The organism is Cupriavidus sp. LA-1 (genome assembly GCF_055385985.1).
Genome location: NZ_AP031387.1, coordinates 574,088 through 591,068 on the forward strand (window position 1 = coordinate 574,088; position 16,981 = coordinate 591,068).

Genomic DNA, 16,981 nt, shown 5'->3' on the forward strand with positions numbered 1-16,981 from the left:
TGTAGAACAAGTGGGGCGGGGCCGGACCCCGCAGCGCGGGTTGGTCAGGTCGGGCTGTACGCCAATCGCACATAAATTGGCGCGAACGGCTCGGCTTGTGTGATCTCCACCAGGGATTCGCGTGACAGCTCCAGCATGGCGATAAAGTTCACCACCACCACCGGCACGCCCTTGCCAGAGCGCACCGCGTCCTCGAACAGCTCGGAGAACTCCATGAAGCGCGCATGCTGCAGCCGGCGCAGGATCTGGCTCATGTGCTCGCGCACCGACAGTTCCTCGCGCGAGATCTTGTGGTGCTGGTTGAGCTTGGCGCGCTTGAGCACGTCGGCCCAGGCGGCCTTCAGGTCCACGGTTTCCACGTCCGGGAAGCGCGGCGCCAGGCTCTGCTCGATGTAGACCTGCGAGCGCAGGAAGTCGCGGCCCAGCTGCGGCACCGTGTCCAGGCGCAGCGCGGCCAGCTTCATCTGCTCGTATTCCAGCAGACGGCGCACCAGCTCGGCGCGCGGGTCCTCGGCTTCGTCGTCGCTGTCGGCCTTCTTGACCGGCAGCAGCATGCGCGACTTGATCTCGATCAGCATCGCCGCCATCAGCAGGTATTCCGCCGCCAGTTCCAGGTTGGTCTTGCGGATCTGCTCGATGTACGACAGGTACTGCCGGGTGACCTGCGACATCGGGATGTCGAGGACGTTGAAGTTCTGCTTGCGGATCAGGTACAGCAGCAGGTCCAGCGGGCCCTCGAAGGCTTCCAGGAAGATCTCGAGCGCATCCGGCGGGATGTAGAGGTCCTGCGGCAGCTTGAACAGTGGCTCGCCGTACAGGCGCGCGAACGCCATCCCGTCGACCATGTCGGCGGGGCCTGCCGGAGCGGATGCGGCGGCCGCGGCCACGGCCGGCAGCTCCACGGGCAGCGGCAGCTTGTCCTGGTCGCCAGCGCTCATGCTCTGGGTGCGGTCGCGGGGGCGGCGGGAATCAGTTGTCCAGCGAGTAGACGTAAGGCTTCTGCGCCACGCGCGAAGCCTCGGCGCGGGCGCGCTCTTCGAGGTTGATCGGCGACTTGTCCCACAGCAGGGCGCGGCCGTCGCGCTGCTCGGCCTCCAGCGTCGGGCGCTCTTGCTTGAGCTGCTTCAGGAACTGGGTGATATCGGATTCGTAGAGGGCCATGGTCAACCGTGATGCGCCCGCACGGGCGCCAGATAGGTGCAGTGGGCCACGATTTTACAGTATCGGCCCCCCGGAATGCATCCGGGCCGGGTGCAGCGGTACGGAAAGGGGCCGGAAAGTTCCGGGCGCAAGGCCGGGTGTGGTCAAATACCGACTTTGTATGTGTGGACAATCGGCGATGCCGCAAGACACCGCTAACACCGCGAACTCCGCTGGCCGCGCGCCGTGGCGCGTGGCCGCGCGCGCGCTGGCTGCGCTGGCCGCGTTGGCGCTGGCGGCTGGTCCGGCCCACGCCGCCTACAAAGTCGAGGTCGAGGCACCCAAGCCGATTCGCGAGATACTGGAAGAGCACCTCGACCTGGCCCGCTACAAGGACCGGGCCGACCTCTCGCAGGACCAGTTCGACTATATGGTCGAGACCGTCGGCGAGCAGGTGCGCGGGTTCACCTCCACCGAAGGCTATTTCGACCCGACCACCACCACCCGCGTGGAAGGCGAGGGCGACCAGCGCGTGGTCCACGTCATGGTCGACCCCGGCGCGCGCACGCTGATCCGCAATGTCGACATCCAGGTGACCGGCCCGGCCACCACGCAATCGCCCGAGCAGGTGGCGGAGGTGCAGGCCAGGTGGGGGTTGCCGGTCGGTGAGCCGTTCCGGCAGAACGACTGGGACAAGGCCAAGGAAGACGCGCTGGTCACGCTGCAGAGCCACAACTACTACGGCGCGCGCCTGGCCGCGTCGCAGGCGCGCGTGGAGCCGGACGACCAGCGCGCGGACCTGTCGGCGCACTATGCCAGCGGTCCGGCCTACCGGCTGGGTCCGCTCAAGGTGGCGGGCACGCGCCGCTACCCGGAACAGATCATCCACCACGTCAACCCGCTCAACGAGGGCGAGCCCTACCGCGTGGAGCGGCTGCTGGAGCTGCAGCGCGCGATCCAGAACCAGCCGTACTTCTCCAACGTGCAGGTCGACCTGGAGCCGCCCCCCGATGCCGACAAGGCGGTTGACGGCGTGGTCACCGCGCCGGTGTCGGTGCGGGTGCGAGAGTATCCGGCGCACCGGCTCAACAGCGGCGTGGGCTATACCACCGACACCGGCGCGCAGGTGGAAGGGCGCTATTCGTACTACAACCTGTTCAACCGCGCCTGGACCTTCGACTCGCAGGCGCGGCTGGAACAGAAGCGATCCTACCTGTTCGCCGAGACCGCGATGCCGCCGGACCGGGGCAACTACCGCAACAGCGTGTACAGCAGCTACGAACGCACCATCGACATCGAGAACACCGACACCACCAGCCTGCGTGCGGGCCTGAAGCGCTCACGCTCGCGCGAGAAGTACGACGTGACCACGTCGCTGGACTTCTACTACGACAAGCTGCTGCCGACGGACCAGGCCAGCCAGATCAGCAAGGCGCTGGTGCCGGCCTTTGCCTGGACGCGCCGTGACGTCGACAACCCGGTGTTCCCGCGCCGCGGCAATGTGATCAGCACCCAGGTCGGGGTGGCCGCCAAGGGCCTGCTCAGCGATGCCACCTTCCTGCGGCTGTACGGCCGTATCCGCCAGTACATCCCGGTCGGCAAGCGCGACCTGGTGGTGGCCCGGCTTGAGCTCGGCGCCGACCTGAGCGGCGAAAGCTCGAGCCAGATCCCGGCCACGCTGCGTTTCCGCGCCGGCGGCACCGATTCGATCCGCGGCTACGGTTACCAGTCGATCGGCACGCCCAGCGGCGCCAGCATCTTGCCGGCCAAGTACCTCGGCACCGGCAGCCTCGAGTACCAGTACTGGTTCAAGCCGGACTGGGGGGTGGCCGCATTCTGGGATGCCGGCACCGCCTCCGACAACCTGCGCGGGGTGACCCTCTACAACGGCGTGGGCGTCGGCGTGCGCTGGCGCACGCCGGTGGGCCCGCTGCAGCTGGACGTGGGCTATGGCATCCAGAAGCGGCAGTTCCGGCCGCATATCTCGCTGGGGGTGGCGTTCTGATGAGCGCCCACGACCTGCCTTCCGTGCCCGGCGGCGGCGACCGGGCCCCGCCCCCGTCAGCCCCCGCGCCGCGCAAGCGCAGGCGGCTGTGGCGGGTGCTGGCCTGGCTGATCGGGACTCTGCTGTTGCTAGCGGTGGCACTGGTGGCCGCGGGCGTGGCGGCGCTGCGCACCGAGGCCGGCACTCGCCACCTGTGGACGCTGGCCACGCGGCTGTCTGCCGGCATGCTCAGCGGGCGGCTGGAAGGCGGCACCGTGGCGCATGGCCTGCGCCTGCGCGACGTGGTGTTCGCCAGCGGGCAGACCCGCGTCGCGGTGGACCGCGTCGACGGCAGCTGGGCCCTCGGCTGGCAGCCGCGGCGCCTGCATGTGCAATGGCTGCGCATCGGCAAGGCCGAAGTGAAGCTCGGCCCCTCGGAGCCGAGCACGGGGCCGATGCAGTTGCCCAAATCGCTCGTACTGCCGCTGGCCATCGATGTCGATTCGCTCACGCTTGAGCGGCTGTCGCTGCTGCAGGGCACGGCGCCCACGGCCGCGCCGATGGCGTTCAGCAACCTGGCCGGTGCGCTGCACAGCGACGGCCAGCGCCACGGCGTCAGCGTGGACACGCTGGAAACGCCCTACGGCAAGCTGGCCGCCAACGCGCAGCTGGGCGCGCTTGCGCCGTTCGCGCTCAGCGCCGAAGCCCTGCTCGAGAGCAGCTGGCAGGATGAGTCCTTTGCCGTCAACGCCAGCGCCAACGGCAATCTCAAGGCCCTGCGCGCCGAACTGCAGGCCAGCGGCGACCGCATCCACCTGCGCGCCGGCGTCGACGTGACGCCGTTCGGCAAGGTGCCGTTCACACACCTGCTGGTCGATGGCGATCGCATCAACCCGCGCCTGTTCAGCCCGTCGGCGCCACAGGCCAACCTGACCGTGCATGCGGAACTGCGGCCAGTGGACGGCGTGGCGGCCGGCAAGAAGCCGGCCGGCGCGGAAGCGGCGTCGGCCCCTGCGGCGGCTTCCGCACCAGCCGCGTCGGCTGCTTCCGCAGCCTCGGCTCCCGTGGCGACGCCCGCCCCCGCACCGCTGGCCGTTGCCGGCGACATCGAGATCCGCAACCTGGAAGCCGGTCCGCTGGACAAGGAGCGGCTGCCGGTGCAGTCGGTGCGCGCCCATGTCGAACTAAGCGAGATGGCACAGGCGGTGTCGGACCTGCGCGTGGCGCTGAGCGGCAACGCCGGGATCAGCGGCAGCGGATCGCTGCGCGGCGGCCGTGGCGGCTTCGACCTGGACGTGCGCAGGCTGGACCCGGCCGAACTGCATGGCTCGCTGACCAGCGCCAGCCTGTCGGGTCCGGTGGTGGTGCGCATGGAGCCGGGCCGGCAAAGCGCGGCGCTGGACCTGTCGGACGGGCCGCTGAAGCTCTTTGCCGATGCCAGCATGGACGCCGAGGCTGTCACCTTGTCCGCGCTGCGCGCGGCGGTCGGGCCGGGCCTGCTGACCGCGGAAGGCAAGCTGGGCCTGAAGGACAAGCAGCCGTTCAGCTTCAAGGGCAAGCTGGCTGCGTTCGATCCCTCGCGCCTGGCCAGGGTGGCCGCGGGCAGGATCAACGCGGATTTCACCGCGACCGGCGAGATCGCGCCGCAGCTTGGCGTGGCCCTGGACTTCGCCGTGCATGAGAGCGAATACGCGGGCCTGCCGATGACCGGCGGCGGCAAGGTGCGCCTGGCGGGCGAGCGGCTCTTGCCGAGCGAGGCGTCGCTGACCATGGCCGGCAACCAGGCCAACTTGCGCGGCAGCTTTGGTGCGCGCGGCGATGCCTTGAAGCTGGCGGTCGACGCGCCGCAGCTGGAGCGCCTCAAGTTCGGCGTGGCCGGCAGGCTCAAGCTCGACGCCACCATCACCGGCACGCTGAAGAAGCCCGAGGTGGTGGCTGACTACAGCGCGCAGGCGCTGGAGGTGGGCCCGCACAAGGTGGCCAGCGCCAGCGGCCGCGCCGAAGTGCGCGGCGGGCTGGACGGCCCGCTGTCGGTGCAGCTGGCCGCGCGCGACTACCGCGGCCCGCAGGCCAGCCTGAGCACGCTCGATGCCACGCTCAACGGCACCCAGGCCAGCCACAGTTTCGACGTCAAGGCTGCCGGCAGCCTGAACAAGCGGCCCTTGCGGCTGGCGCTGGCGGGGCAGGGCGCGTGGAAGGGCAAGGACGGCTGGAACGGCACCATCAGCACGCTGGAGGAGCACAGCACCGTCAACCTGCGCCTGGCTGCGCCGACGCAGCTGCTGGTGGCCGACCAGCGCGTGCGCCTGGGCGCCGCGCGCCTGCTGCTGGACCGTGCCACGCTGGCGATCGACAGCCTGGACTGGGACCACGGCCGCATCCGCAGCGCGGGCAGCCTGGACGGCCTGCAGGTCGGGCACGTGCTGGAGCTGATGGAAACCATCACCGGCCAGAAGCCGCCGGTGCGCTCCGACCTGGTCATCGACGGCCGCTGGAACCTGGCGCTGGCCGAGACCGCGACCGGGTTTGCCGAACTGCGCCGGCGCAGCGGCGACCTGTCGGTCAACGCGGGCCGCGGCTTCACGACGCTCGGCCTGGGCGAGACCAGCCTGCGCGCCGAGGCCGGCGGCAACCGCATCGCGCTGCGCGGCGGCATGGTGTCGGGCCGCATCGGCAAGCTGGTGGTCGATGCCTCCGCCGGCCTGGTGCAGGAGCAGGGGCTGCAGACCGTGGGCCCGGCCTCGACCCTGGGCGGCACCGTGACTGCCGACGTGCCGAGCCTGAAATCGCTGGAAGCGCTGACCGGCCCGCAGTACGCTTTCGACGGCAAACTTGCTGCGGCAGTGCGCCTGGCCGGCACGGTCGGCGCGCCACTGCTGACCGGCACCGTCGACGGCGACAACCTGGCCGTCACGATGTACGACCTGGGCCTGCGCCTGACCGACGGCACCGTGCGGGTGGTGCTGGACCAGAACACGGTCGAGCTCAGGCAAGTGGAATTCCACGGCGGCGACGGCAAGATCACCGCCACCGGCAACGTCAAGCTGGGCGAGACCGATGCCAACCTGACCGGCAAGATCGTTGCCGACATGCTGCAGCTCTTTGCCAGCCCGGAACGCACGCTGGTGATCTCGGGCGATGCCAGTATCGGCAACGAGAACAAGCAGGTCGTGATCCGCGGCAAGTTCCGCGTCGACCGCGGCCTGTTCGATCTGCCCAAGGCCGGCGCGCCGGTGCTGGGCGACGACGTCGTGGTGATCCGCCGCAAGGACCAGCGCGCCGTGAAGACGGCCGCCACGCCGGCGCCGGAGGCCAAGCCGGCCAGCAAGTACAGCCCGGTGATCGACCTGGCCGTTGACCTGGGCAATAACTTCCGCTTCCGCGGCGCGGGCGCGGACCTGTTGCTGGCCGGCCAGATGGAGGTCAAGAGCGAACCCCTGGCACCGATGAAGGCCACCGGCACGGTGAGCGTGACCGATGGCACCTATGAGGCGTTCGGGCGCAAGCTCAATATCGAACGTGGCATCATCAACTTCAACGGCCCGATCGACAATCCGAATATGAACATCCGCGCCATGCGCCGCAACCAGGAGGTGGAAGCGGGCGTGGAGGTGACCGGCACGGTGCGGCTGCCGCGCGTGCGGCTGGTGTCGGAGCCCAATGTGCCGGATGAAGACAAGCTGTCGTGGCTGATGTTCGGCTATGGCGCGGAGAGCGCCGGTGCCGGCCAGCAACGCCAGCTGGGCGGCGGCGCGCTGGGTGGCGCGGCGCTGGGCCTGATCGGCGGCAAGGCCGGCAAGGGTATCGTCTCGAATTTCGGCATCGACGAATTCTCGATCGGGCCCAGCACCGCGGGCCTCAATGACCAGCAGGTGGTCAGCATGGGCAAGGCCATTACCGAGCGCATGTCGGTCGGCTATGAGCAGAGCCTGACCTCGGCCTCGAACGTGGTGAAGCTGACCTGGCAGCTCTCGCGGCGCTGGTCGCTGATTGCCAAGGGCGGCTCCATCAACGGTTTGTCGGTCTTGTTCAACCGCCGCTTCGACAGCTGGGCGAACCTGTTCAGCGGGGCCTCGGGTCGCAGCGGCACCAGAAGGAGCCAGGATGACAGTCAGCCACTCAATCCGGAAAGTGCGGCGCAGGCGGCCTCGTCGGTCATCGCCGAGCCTGTGCGCCGCTGATTTACGCCCGTCCACTCTTGCGTCGCCGCGACGCCTTGCCGCCATGGGACTGATTGCCTCGATGCTTGCGCTGTTCGGCTGCGACCAGCAGAAGGTCGATGAAGCCATGAAGAAGGCGGGCGACACCGCCCGCAACACCTGGAACGCGATCAAGCCCGACAGCGAGCTGTTCAAGGGCATTGTGCCGGGCCAGTCCACCGAGGAAGACCTGCGCCGCCAGGCCGGCAAGCCCGAGATCGTCTGGGAAGAGGCCGACGGCGGGCGCCGGCTGGAGTACCCGCGCGGCCCCGAGGGCACCACCACATGGATGGTCACCATCGGCGCCGACGGCAAGGTCGCGAAGATCGAGCAGGTACTGACGGCCGAGAACTTCGCGCGCGTGCGTGCTGGCATGAGCCAGGACGACATCCGCCGCCTGCTGGGCAAGCCCACCAAGGTGGAGGCGTTCGCGCTGAAGAAGGAAGAGGTGTGGGGCTACCGCTGGATGGAGACCTCGACCGACAAGGCCTTTTTCAATGTGCATTTCAACAGCGACGGCACCGTCACCACGACCTCGCGCAGCGACGATCCGTCGAAGATGCAGGGCGGCTGAGGCGAGGCAGTCTCTCCAGTCAAGAAAAAAAAACGGCGGTCGCCCGAAGGCGCCGCCGTTTTGTCCTTGCGCGGTTCAGTTCAGCCGATGCGCATGCCCGGCACCGCGCCGTCGTGCGGTTCCAGGATATACAGGCCCGGCGCGGCCTTTTCATCCGCGGCCGAGGCCGCCAGCACCATGCCTTCGGACAGGCCGAACTTCATCTTGCGCGGGGCCAGGTTGGCCACCACCACGGTCAGCTTGCCGACCAGCTGCTCCGGCGTGTAGGCCGACTGGATGCCGGAGAACACATTGCGGGTGCGGCCTTCGCCCAGGTCCAGCGTCAGCTGCAGCAGCTTGTTCGAGCCCTCCACCTTCTGGCATTCGACAATCTTCGCGACGCGCAGGTCCACCTTGGCGAAGTCGTCGATGGTGATGGTGTCGGCGATCGGCTCGATGGCCGAGCCGGCAGCCGCGGCTGCCGGCGCCGCCGTCGCCGTCGCCTGCAGCGATTCGCGGTTGGCGGCCAGCAGCGCGTCGACCTGCTTGGCGTCGACGCGCGTCATCAGGTGCTGGTAGGCCTGCACCGGGCTGGCGGCCGACAACTGCTTGTCGATGGCGCGCCAGTCCAGCGGCTCGACATTCAGGAAGCGCTCCACGCCGGCGGCCACGTTCGGCACCACCGGCTTCAGGTACACCGTCAGCAGGCGGAAGGCTTCCAGCGAGACCGAGCACGCCGCGTGCAGCGCCGCGCGCTTGCTTTCGTCCTTGGCCAGCTCCCACGGCTTCACGGTGTCGACGAAGGCGTTGACCGTGTCGGTCAGCTCCATCACCAGGCGCAGCGCCTTGCTGTACTCGCGGCTTTCATAGAAGTGGGCGACCTGCGGCGCGGCCTGGCGCAGTTGCTCGAGCAGCGGATGGGCGAGCGCGGATTCATCGACCTTGCCCTCGAAGCGCTTGACCAGGAAGCCCGCGGCGCGGCTGGCGATATTGACGTACTTGCCGATCAGGTCGCTGTTCACGCGCGCAATGAAGTCATCGAGGTTCAGGTCGAGGTCTTCCATGCTCGCGTTGAGCTTGGCGGCGAAGTAGTAGCGCAGCCATTCCGGGTTCATGCCGGTGTCGATATAGCTCTGCGCGGTGATGAAGGTGCCGCGCGACTTGCTCATCTTGGCGCCGTCCACGGTCAGGAAGCCGTGGGCGAAGACGTTGGTCGGGGTGCGGTAGCCCGAGAAGCGCAGCATCGCCGGCCAGAACAGCGTGTGGAAATACAGGATGTCCTTGCCGATGAAGTGATACTGCTCGGCGGTCGAGTGCGGGCCGACCCAGGCGTCGAAGTCGATGCCCTTCTTCGCGGCCAGGTTCTGGAAGCTGGCGTAGTAGCCGATCGGGGCGTCCAGCCACACGTAGAAGTACTTGCCGGGCGCGCCCGGGATCTCGAAGCCGAAGTAGGGCGCATCGCGCGAGATGTCCCAGTCGGACAGGGTCGAGGTCTCGCCCTCGGCGCCCAGCCATTCCTGCATCTTGTTGGCGGCCTCGGGCTGGGCCAGGTCGGCCACCCATTCACGCAGGAAGGTCTCGCAGCGGGGATCGGACAACTTGAAAAAGTAGTGGGCCGACGACTTGCGCACCGGGGTCGCGCCCGACACCACCGAATACGGGTTCTTCAGGTCGGTCGGCACGTAGGTGGTGCCGCAGACCTCGCAGGAGTCGCCGTACTGGTCCTTGGCGCCGCACTTCGGGCACTCGCCCTTGATGAAGCGGTCCGGCAGGAACATGTTCTTGACCGGGTCGAAGAACTGCTCGACCTCGCGCTCGGCGATCAGGTCCTCGGCCTTCAGGGCCAGGTAGATCTTCTCGCACAGCACGCGGTTCTCTTCCGCGTCGGTGCTGTAGTAATTGTCGAACGACACCAGGAAGCTGTCGAAATCGCGCTTGTGCTCGGTCCAGACGCGGTCGATCAGTTCCTTGGGCGTGATGCCTTCCTTCTCGGCGCGCAGCATCACCGGCGTGCCGTGGGTGTCGTCGGCGCCGACGTAGTAGACCTCGTTGCCCATCATGCGCTGGAAACGCACCCAGATATCGGTCTGGATGTATTCCACCAGGTGGCCGATATGGATCTGGCCGTTGGCATAAGGCAGGGCGGATGTGACGAGGATGCGACGTGCGGTCATAGACAGGAGCCGGTCAGGAGCGGGGAAATATCAGGGGGACGGCGCCAGCCAGGCGGGGCGGGCGCGTGCCGGGAAGGGGCTATTTTAGCAACTGGCCGGCGCCTGCGCGCCGGTTCCGCATGGCGGAATGGCGTGGGCCCCGGATCCGTCCGGCCCAAAAAAAAAGCGCCGGTCAGAGCCGGCGCAGCTTTCCACAACGGAAAAGGAGGAGAAATCAGGTACCGCCCGGGAGGTCAGCCACCCATCGCGAGCCAGCAACGGTGGCAAGCGGCACCTGTTTCTATGACCGGGTCACCCTTGAATTGGTTTCAAAAAAATTTCGACGCGGCGATTTTGTGCCCGTCCGGCCTCGCTCGCGTTGTCCGCGACCGGCTGGGTCTGCCCGCGCCCTTCGGCCGTCAGGCGGTTCCGTGCGACGCCGCGATCACCCAGGTAGCCGGCGACGCTCTGGGCGCGGCGCTGCGACAGCTGCATGTTGTAGTTGGGGTTGCCGGTGCTGTCGGTATGGCCCACCACGTTGGCGCTCACGTCCTGGTGCTGGCCGAGGGTCTGCGCGACCTGGTCAAGCACCGAGCGGAACGACGGCTTGATGGTGGCACTGTCGGTATCGAAGGTGACCTGGCTGGGGATGTTGAGCTTCAGCGAGCCGTCCGGCTGCTCGGTGATCTGGGTGCCGGTGCCCGCGGTGTCCTTGCTCAGCTTGCCGCGGATGGCGTTCCAGTTGTAGCCGGTTGCACCGCCGAGGGCACCGCCCACGGCCGCGCCCACCAGCGTGCCGGTGGTGTTGCCGCCGATCAGGTTGCCAAGCCCCGCGCCGACCGCTGCGCCGACGCCGGTACCAACCGCCGTATGGGTCTGCTGTTCGGTGGCGCAGCCAGCTGCCAGCAGCGTGGCGGCGGCGAGCGAGACGGTAACGAGCTTGATATTCATGTGTTCTCCTTCTGATGTTCCCGTAAATGTCCTTGGTACCGCATCGCGATGGTAACGCCAAGGCTAGCGGCAGGTAACCCTTTGTACATGTCGGACCCGGCCGGTCCGGGCACCGCCTGCGGTGCCGGCCTGCCGGGCCGCCCAACCGCACTACAATATGGATATGGCGGCGCGCGCACAAGTGCAAGCTTGTGATATTTGTAAATGTCTGTAATCCCCCACCCCAGGGAGGGTATTGCACGCGGATTACCGGCCTTCATGGCCGGTGCTGCATACTTTGAAACATCAGGCGCGAGTTAACCTGCGCCAGTCCCCCAATCCTCGAAGCGGAGTTTGTCTTGAGCGTCAGCACTGAGCAGGTCACCGAAGCCCTGCGCACCGTCATCGACCCCAATACGGGCAAGGACCTGGTGTCCACCCGCTCGGCCAGGAACATTCGCGTCGACGGCGGCGATGTCTCGCTGGAAGTCGAACTTGGCTACCCCGCGAAGAGCCAGTTCGAGCCGATCCGCAAGCTGGTGGTTGCTGCGGTGCGGCAAGTGCCGGGCGTGAGCAATGTCAGCGTGGCGGTGACCATGAAGATCGTCGCGCACGCGGTGCAACGCGGCGTCAAGCTGCTGCCGGGCGTGAAGAACGTGATCGCGGTGGCCTCGGGCAAGGGCGGGGTGGGCAAGTCCACGACGGCCGTGAACCTGGCGCTGGCGCTGGCCGCCGAAGGCGCGCGCGTGGGCATGCTCGACGCCGATATCTACGGCCCGAGCCTGCCGATGATGCTGGGCATCGACGGCCGCCCGGAATCCGCCGACGGCCAGACCATGGAGCCGCTGGAAGGCCACGGCCTGCAGGCCAACTCGATCGGCTTCCTGATCGAGCAGGACAACCCGATGGTGTGGCGCGGCCCGATGGTCACCTCGGCGCTGGAGCAACTGCTGCGCCAGACCAACTGGCACGACCTGGACTACCTGATCGTCGACATGCCGCCGGGCACCGGCGACGTCCAGCTGACGCTGTCGCAGAAGGTGCCGGTCACCGGCGCGGTGATCGTCACCACGCCGCAGGATATCGCGCTGCTGGATGCCAAGAAGGGCCTGAAGATGTTCGAGAAGGTGGGCATTCCCATCCTGGGCATCGTCGAGAACATGGCGGTCTACTGCTGTCCGAACTGCGGCCATGTCGAACATATCTTCGGCCAGGGCGGTGGCGAGAAGATGTGCGCCGACTACGGCGTGGACCTGCTGGGCAGCCTGCCGCTGAACCTGCAGATCCGCGAGCAGGCCGACTCCGGCCGCCCGACCGTGGTGGCCGAGCCCGACAGCCCGGTGGCCGAGACGTACCGCGCCATCGCGCGCAAGGTGGCGATCAAGGTCGCCGACAAGGCGCGCGACATGACCAGCAAGTTCCCGAGCATCGTGGTGCAGAACACCTGAACGCGGTGCGCCGCGGTCCCTGCCATGGACAGCCAGCCTACCCCCGACCTGCCGGCACCCGGTGCCCGCCCCGCCGTCACCATGGCGGTGGTGATGCGCAAGGTCGCGCTGGCCAACCGCTGGCAGCCGTGGAAATGGGAACTGGATGAGGTGCTGCCGGACCTGAGCGAGTTCGGCACCCACCCGGTGTGCCTGGAGCACGACGCCCATGGCGCGCGCTGGCTGTACCCTGGCTTCGAGGTGGAACTGTTCCGCGACCAGGGCGAAGGCTATTACCTGAACCTGACCTCGACCACGCCGTGCTGGTTCGTGCTGTGGCGCATGCCGGAAGACGACGGCAGCGGCGAGGACGCCCATCCGGTCCCGATGACCGTGACGCTGTCGTACAACGAGGCCGGCCGCTGGCTCGATGCTGGCGAGACCGTCGAGAACGTGCCGCTGGCGCCCGCGCAGCGCGAGTGGCTGCAGGCCTACGTCAGCGAACACTACCGGCCCGAGCCCAAGCAGCGGCGCCGGCCCGAATCCTTCAAGGCGCCGGAAGACCGCGCCCGCTACTGACCCTGGCACCCTGCCACTACCGTGAAGCTGTCCCGCCGATGAGCGATTCGTCCTTCCTGTCGCGCTGGTCGCGCCGCAAGGCCGCGGTGCGCGAAGGCGTTGCCGTGCCGGCCGAACCGCTGACGCCGCCGGCTGTCGAGCCTTTGCCCGCGACGACTGAAGCATCGCCCGCGGTGCCGGAAGTACCGGCCCCGACGCTGGAGGACGTGGCCGCGCTGCAGCCCGGCGATGACATCGCCCGCTTCGTGGCCCGCGGCGTGGATGAATCGGTCAAGCGCGCCGCGCTGAAGACGCTGTTCGCCGATCCGCACTTCAATGTGATGGACGGGCTCGACATCTATATCGACGACTACAGCAAGCCTGACCCGATCCCGCCGGCGATCCTGCGCCAGTTGCGCCAGGCCGAGACCCTGGGCCTGTTCGAGCCGACCGACGAGGAACGTGCGGCGGCCGAGGCCGCGGCACGCCTGTCCGGGCCTGAACGGGTACCGGTGGCAGCGCATGATGCGGCTGAGGAAACGGCCACGGAAGCCGCTGAGTCGCTGGCTCAGGCCGAGGTGCCGGCAGACGTCGAAACGCAGCCGCCGGCAGCGAGTCAAAGCGTAGAACAGGGCCAGCCAGACCCGCACAAACGCGCGTAGCCCCCGGGGGGCACCGCAGCCTACAATAGGCATCCCCACAATCCGCCGGCCCGCAGACCCCCGCCAAGAGGGGACGTCCGGACCGGTCAGCCGCATTCGCCATGCCGACGCTGATCTGCAACTGCAACGACACCATGCTGCTTGACGGGGCGGCGTTGTCCGAAGCAACCAAGGACGCCAGCCAGGGCCCCCTGAAAGTCCATCGCCTGCTGTGCCGGCGCGAAATCGGCGACTTCACCGCCGCGCTCGACGGTACCGACGACGTGATCGTCGCCTGTACCCAGGAACGCCAGCTCTTTACCGAAGTGGCCGCGCAAGCCGCCCACGGCAACGATGGCCGCCCGGTGGTGGTCGCGCCGGTGCGTTTCGTCAATATCCGCGAGACCGGCGGCTGGTCGCAGGGCGCCCGGCGCGACCCGAAGACGGCCAACGCCAAGATCGCCGCGCTGCTGGCCGTGGCTGCACTGCCCGAACCCGATCCGGTGCCGGTGGTGGACTACCGCTCCGATGGCGCGGTGCTGGTGCTGGGCCCGGCGCAGCGCGCGCTGCCGTGGGCCGAGCGCCTGGCCGCGATGCAGCTCGAAGTCACGGTGCTGCTGACTGGCAGCGACCAGCGCGAAGGGGCCGCGGCGCAGCCGGCGGCGCGCGCCTATCCGGTCCACAGCGGCCGGCTGGCCTCGCTGACGGGCTGGCTCGGCGCGTTCGAGGCCAGCTGGGAGACCGGCGCCGGCCGCAGCAACCCGATCGACCTGGACCTGTGCACCCGCTGCAATGCCTGCATCGACGCCTGCCCCGAGGACGCGATCGACTTCAGCTACCAGGTGGACCTGTCGCGCTGCCGCTCGCACCGCGATTGCGTGCGCGCCTGCGGCGCCGCCGCGGCGATCGACTTCGACCGCCCGCAGGGTACCGTGCAGGGCCGCTTCGACCTGGTTTTCGACCTGTGCGACGCGCCCGCCTTCACCATGCACCAGCCGCCGCAGGGCTACCTGCACGCCGGCGCCGATGCCGGGCGCCAGCAGGCGCAGGCGCTGATGTTGGCGGGGCTGGTGGGCGAGTTCGAGAAGCCGAAGTTCTTCCGTTACAAGGAAAGCCTGTGCGCGCATGGCCGCAACCAGACCACGGGCTGCACCGCCTGCATCGACATCTGCTCGACCGAGGCCATCGCGTCGCGCTGGCATGACGGCAAGGGGCGCATCGAGGTCGCGCCCAACCTGTGCATGGGCTGCGGCGCCTGCACCACGGTCTGCCCGAGCGGCGCCATCAGCTATGGCTACCCGGGGCCGGAGGTGACGGGCGCGCGCCTGCGCACGCTGCTGTCGGCATACCGCCAGGCGGGCGCGCGTGATCCGGTGGTGCTGCTGCATGGCGAGGAATATGGAACGCCCGCGCTGCTGGCGCTGGGCCGCGCCGCCCGCGGTGGCAAGGCCAACGGCGTGCCCGCCAATGTCATGCCGTTGCCGCTGTTCCATCCGGCCTCGGCCGGGCTGGAGCAGTGGCTGGCCGCGCTGTGCTGGGGCGCAAGCCGCGTGGCCGTGCTGCTGACCGGCGACGAGGCGCCGCAATACCGCACCGCGCTGCTGGAGCAGATGGCGGTCGGGCGGGCCATGCTGGCCGGCCTGGGCTATGACGGCGAGGTGCTGTCGCTGGTCGAGGCCGCCGACACCACGGCGCTCGATGCCGGCCTGGCGGCGCTGCGCCCGAGCCGCAACGCGCTGCCGCCGGCGCCGTTCGGCCCCGTGGCGGCCAAGCGCGAGATGCTGGACTTTGCGCTGGACCACCTGGCGCGGCACGCGCCGGTGCCGGCGCAGAGCGTGCCGCTGCCGGCCGGCGCCCCGATCGGCGCGGTCGCCGTGGATACCGGCAAGTGCACCCTGTGCATGGCCTGCGTGGGCGCGTGCCCGTCGCAGGCGCTGCGCGACAACCCCGAGCGCCCGGTGCTCAGCTTTATCGAGCGCAATTGCGTGCAGTGCGGGCTGTGCGAGAAGACCTGCCCGGAAGACGCCATCACTCTGGTGCCACGCCTGCTGGCCGGCGACGCGGCACGCCGTCCGGTGACCCTAAACGAGACCCAGCCGTTCCATTGCATCCGCTGCGGCAAGCCCTTCGGCACGGCGCAGATGGTGGAGTCGATGCTGGTGCGCCTGGCCGGCCACCCGGCCTTTGCCGGCGCGGCGGCCGAGCGCCTGAAGATGTGCCCTGACTGCCGCGTGGTGGACATGATGGAGCGCGATCCGGGCACGATAACCGGCGCCACGCTGCGCTGACAGCGGCAGACCCCAGGACAATTCATCACAACATGACAGATTTCCAGCCGATCCAGCTCACCGCCGCGCCGCCTGCCGACGATGCCGAGGACACCGCCCGCGCCGACCTGTACGGCCTGCTCGCGACGTTGTTCTACCGCGCGCCCGACGCCGCGCTGCTGCATCACATCGCTGCCAACCGCGCCGTGGGCGAGGACGCGAACACGGTGTTGGGCAAGGCGTGGAATGCGTTGTGCGATGCGGCATCGGAAACCACCGCAGCCGAGGCCGAGGAGGAATACCGTCAGTTGTTCGTGGGCGTGGGCCGCCAGGACGTGTTCCTGTACGGCTCCTTCTATTTGACTGGCTTCCTCAACGAGCGCCCGCTGGTGGCGCTGCGCGAGGACCTGGCCCGCTACGGCCTGGAGCGCCATGAAGGCGTCAGCGAGACCGAGGACCATATCGCCACGCTGTGCGAGGTGATGCGCTTCCTGGTGGCGGGCGAAGACTTGTCGGTGTCCAACCTGGGCGAGCAGCAGCGCTTCTACGCGCAGCATCTGCAGCCGTGGATTGAGCGGTTGTGCGATGCAGTAACGGCGCACCCGCAGGCGCGTTTCTATCGCAGCGTGGCGGGCTTGCTGGGCGCGTTTGCCGGTGTGGAGGCCGTGGCGCTCGAGATGCATTGAGCGCAGCCACGGGATCTCGGCGCGGCTCGAGACGGCATTAATGCCGCGGGGCCAAGGGCGGCCTTATACCCGAAATCGGCAGGGCAGGTAAGGAAAACCCTTGCATATCATGGTCTTTCCTGCCAGTTGCTTCTAGAATATGCATAACAACGCATAACGGCGACAACCATCGGGCTTTGACAGCCGAGGAGTCCTCACATGAGAGAGAAGCCAACCAGGGTCGCGCGCCGCACGTTTCTCGCGGGCGCTGGAGTCGTGGCTGCCGCTTCGGGTGCGGCAGCGCTGACCGCGCGCGGTCCTGCCATGCCGGGCCAGTCCGCAGCCCTGCCGGAACCCACCGACGCTCCGTCGGACAACAAGGGTTACCGGGTCTCTTACCACATCCGCAAGTATTACCGGACCACGCTGGTGTAACTGCCAGGGCGGTGTGGTCTGCCGCGCCG

13 protein-coding genes are annotated in these 16,981 nt (G+C 68.4%); 9 read left to right on the forward strand and 4 right to left on the reverse strand.

The genetic code is table 11. The annotated features are described in order from the left end of the window. Positions 1-44 precede the first annotated feature (44 nt). Together ACZ5MJ_RS02795 and ACZ5MJ_RS02800 are read right to left on the reverse strand one after the other, a co-directional pair. Positions 45-938, reverse strand: coding sequence for a segregation and condensation protein A (locus ACZ5MJ_RS02795; protein ID WP_464222223.1), 894 nt, complete (start codon positions 936-938; stop codon positions 45-47). A gap of 31 nt (positions 939-969) precedes the next feature. Beyond that, positions 970-1,161 (reverse strand): DUF3460 family protein, encoded by a 192-nt coding sequence (locus ACZ5MJ_RS02800; RefSeq protein WP_464222225.1) that lies wholly within the window; start codon positions 1,159-1,161, stop codon positions 970-972. Between the two features lie 178 nt (positions 1,162-1,339). On the opposite strand from ACZ5MJ_RS02800, the gene ACZ5MJ_RS02805 reads away from it, so the two are divergent. From ACZ5MJ_RS02805 to bamE, 3 genes are read left to right on the forward strand one after another with little or no spacing between them, the layout of a single operon-like run. Then, complete coding sequence (locus ACZ5MJ_RS02805) at positions 1,340-3,145, forward strand: autotransporter assembly complex protein TamA (protein WP_464222228.1); 1,806 nt, start codon at positions 1,340-1,342, stop codon at positions 3,143-3,145. Next, the gene (locus ACZ5MJ_RS02810; protein WP_464222229.1) at positions 3,145-7,305 is read left to right on the forward strand and encodes a translocation/assembly module TamB domain-containing protein; all 4,161 of its coding nucleotides are present in this window, start codon (positions 3,145-3,147) and stop codon (positions 7,303-7,305) included. Before ACZ5MJ_RS02805 ends, ACZ5MJ_RS02810 begins: the two co-directional genes overlap by 1 nt. 43 nt (positions 7,306-7,348) lie before the next feature. After that, positions 7,349-7,897: an outer membrane protein assembly factor BamE domain-containing protein gene (gene bamE, locus ACZ5MJ_RS02815; RefSeq protein WP_464222230.1), complete on the forward strand. Its 549-nt coding sequence runs from the start codon at positions 7,349-7,351 to the stop codon at positions 7,895-7,897. Between the two features lie 80 nt (positions 7,898-7,977). Here the strand turns inward: bamE and metG are convergent, their stop codons facing one another. Continuing rightward, positions 7,978-10,050, reverse strand: a complete 2,073-nt coding sequence (metG, locus tag ACZ5MJ_RS02820; protein WP_464222231.1) for a methionine--tRNA ligase — start codon at positions 10,048-10,050, stop codon at positions 7,978-7,980. 291 nt (positions 10,051-10,341) lie between these two features. Beyond that, positions 10,342-10,980, reverse strand: a complete 639-nt coding sequence (locus tag ACZ5MJ_RS02825; RefSeq protein ID WP_464222233.1) for a YiaD family glycine zipper/OmpA-like lipoprotein — start codon at positions 10,978-10,980, stop codon at positions 10,342-10,344. Positions 10,981-11,318: 338 nt separating this feature from the next. Here ACZ5MJ_RS02825 and apbC point away from each other — a divergent pair, with 338 nt between their 5' ends. The 6 genes from apbC to ACZ5MJ_RS02855 all read left to right on the forward strand — a co-directional run bounded on the left by apbC (position 11,319) and on the right by ACZ5MJ_RS02855 (position 16,952). Beyond that, entirely contained in the window at positions 11,319-12,407 is a 1,089-nt protein-coding gene (gene apbC, locus ACZ5MJ_RS02830) for an iron-sulfur cluster carrier protein ApbC (RefSeq protein ID WP_464222235.1), read from the forward strand. Between the two features lie 24 nt (positions 12,408-12,431). Next, positions 12,432-12,965 carry a DUF3305 domain-containing protein gene (locus tag ACZ5MJ_RS02835; protein ID WP_464222237.1) on the forward strand — a complete coding sequence of 178 codons (534 nt, stop codon included), beginning with the start codon at positions 12,432-12,434 and terminating at the stop codon, positions 12,963-12,965. 38 nt (positions 12,966-13,003) lie between these two features. Next, positions 13,004-13,606, forward strand: coding sequence for a DUF3306 domain-containing protein (locus ACZ5MJ_RS02840; RefSeq protein WP_464222239.1), 603 nt, complete (start codon positions 13,004-13,006; stop codon positions 13,604-13,606). Between the two features lie 101 nt (positions 13,607-13,707). Further along, complete coding sequence (locus ACZ5MJ_RS02845) at positions 13,708-15,873, forward strand: 4Fe-4S binding protein (protein ID WP_464222241.1); 2,166 nt, start codon at positions 13,708-13,710, stop codon at positions 15,871-15,873. A 32-nt stretch (positions 15,874-15,905) separates the two neighbouring features. Next, the gene (locus tag ACZ5MJ_RS02850) at positions 15,906-16,538 is read left to right on the forward strand and encodes a TorD/DmsD family molecular chaperone (protein WP_464222243.1); all 633 of its coding nucleotides are present in this window, start codon (positions 15,906-15,908) and stop codon (positions 16,536-16,538) included. Positions 16,539-16,736: 198 nt separating this feature from the next. Continuing rightward, positions 16,737-16,952: a formate dehydrogenase gene (locus ACZ5MJ_RS02855; protein WP_464222244.1), complete on the forward strand. Its 216-nt coding sequence runs from the start codon at positions 16,737-16,739 to the stop codon at positions 16,950-16,952. Positions 16,953-16,981: the final 29 nt, after the last annotated feature.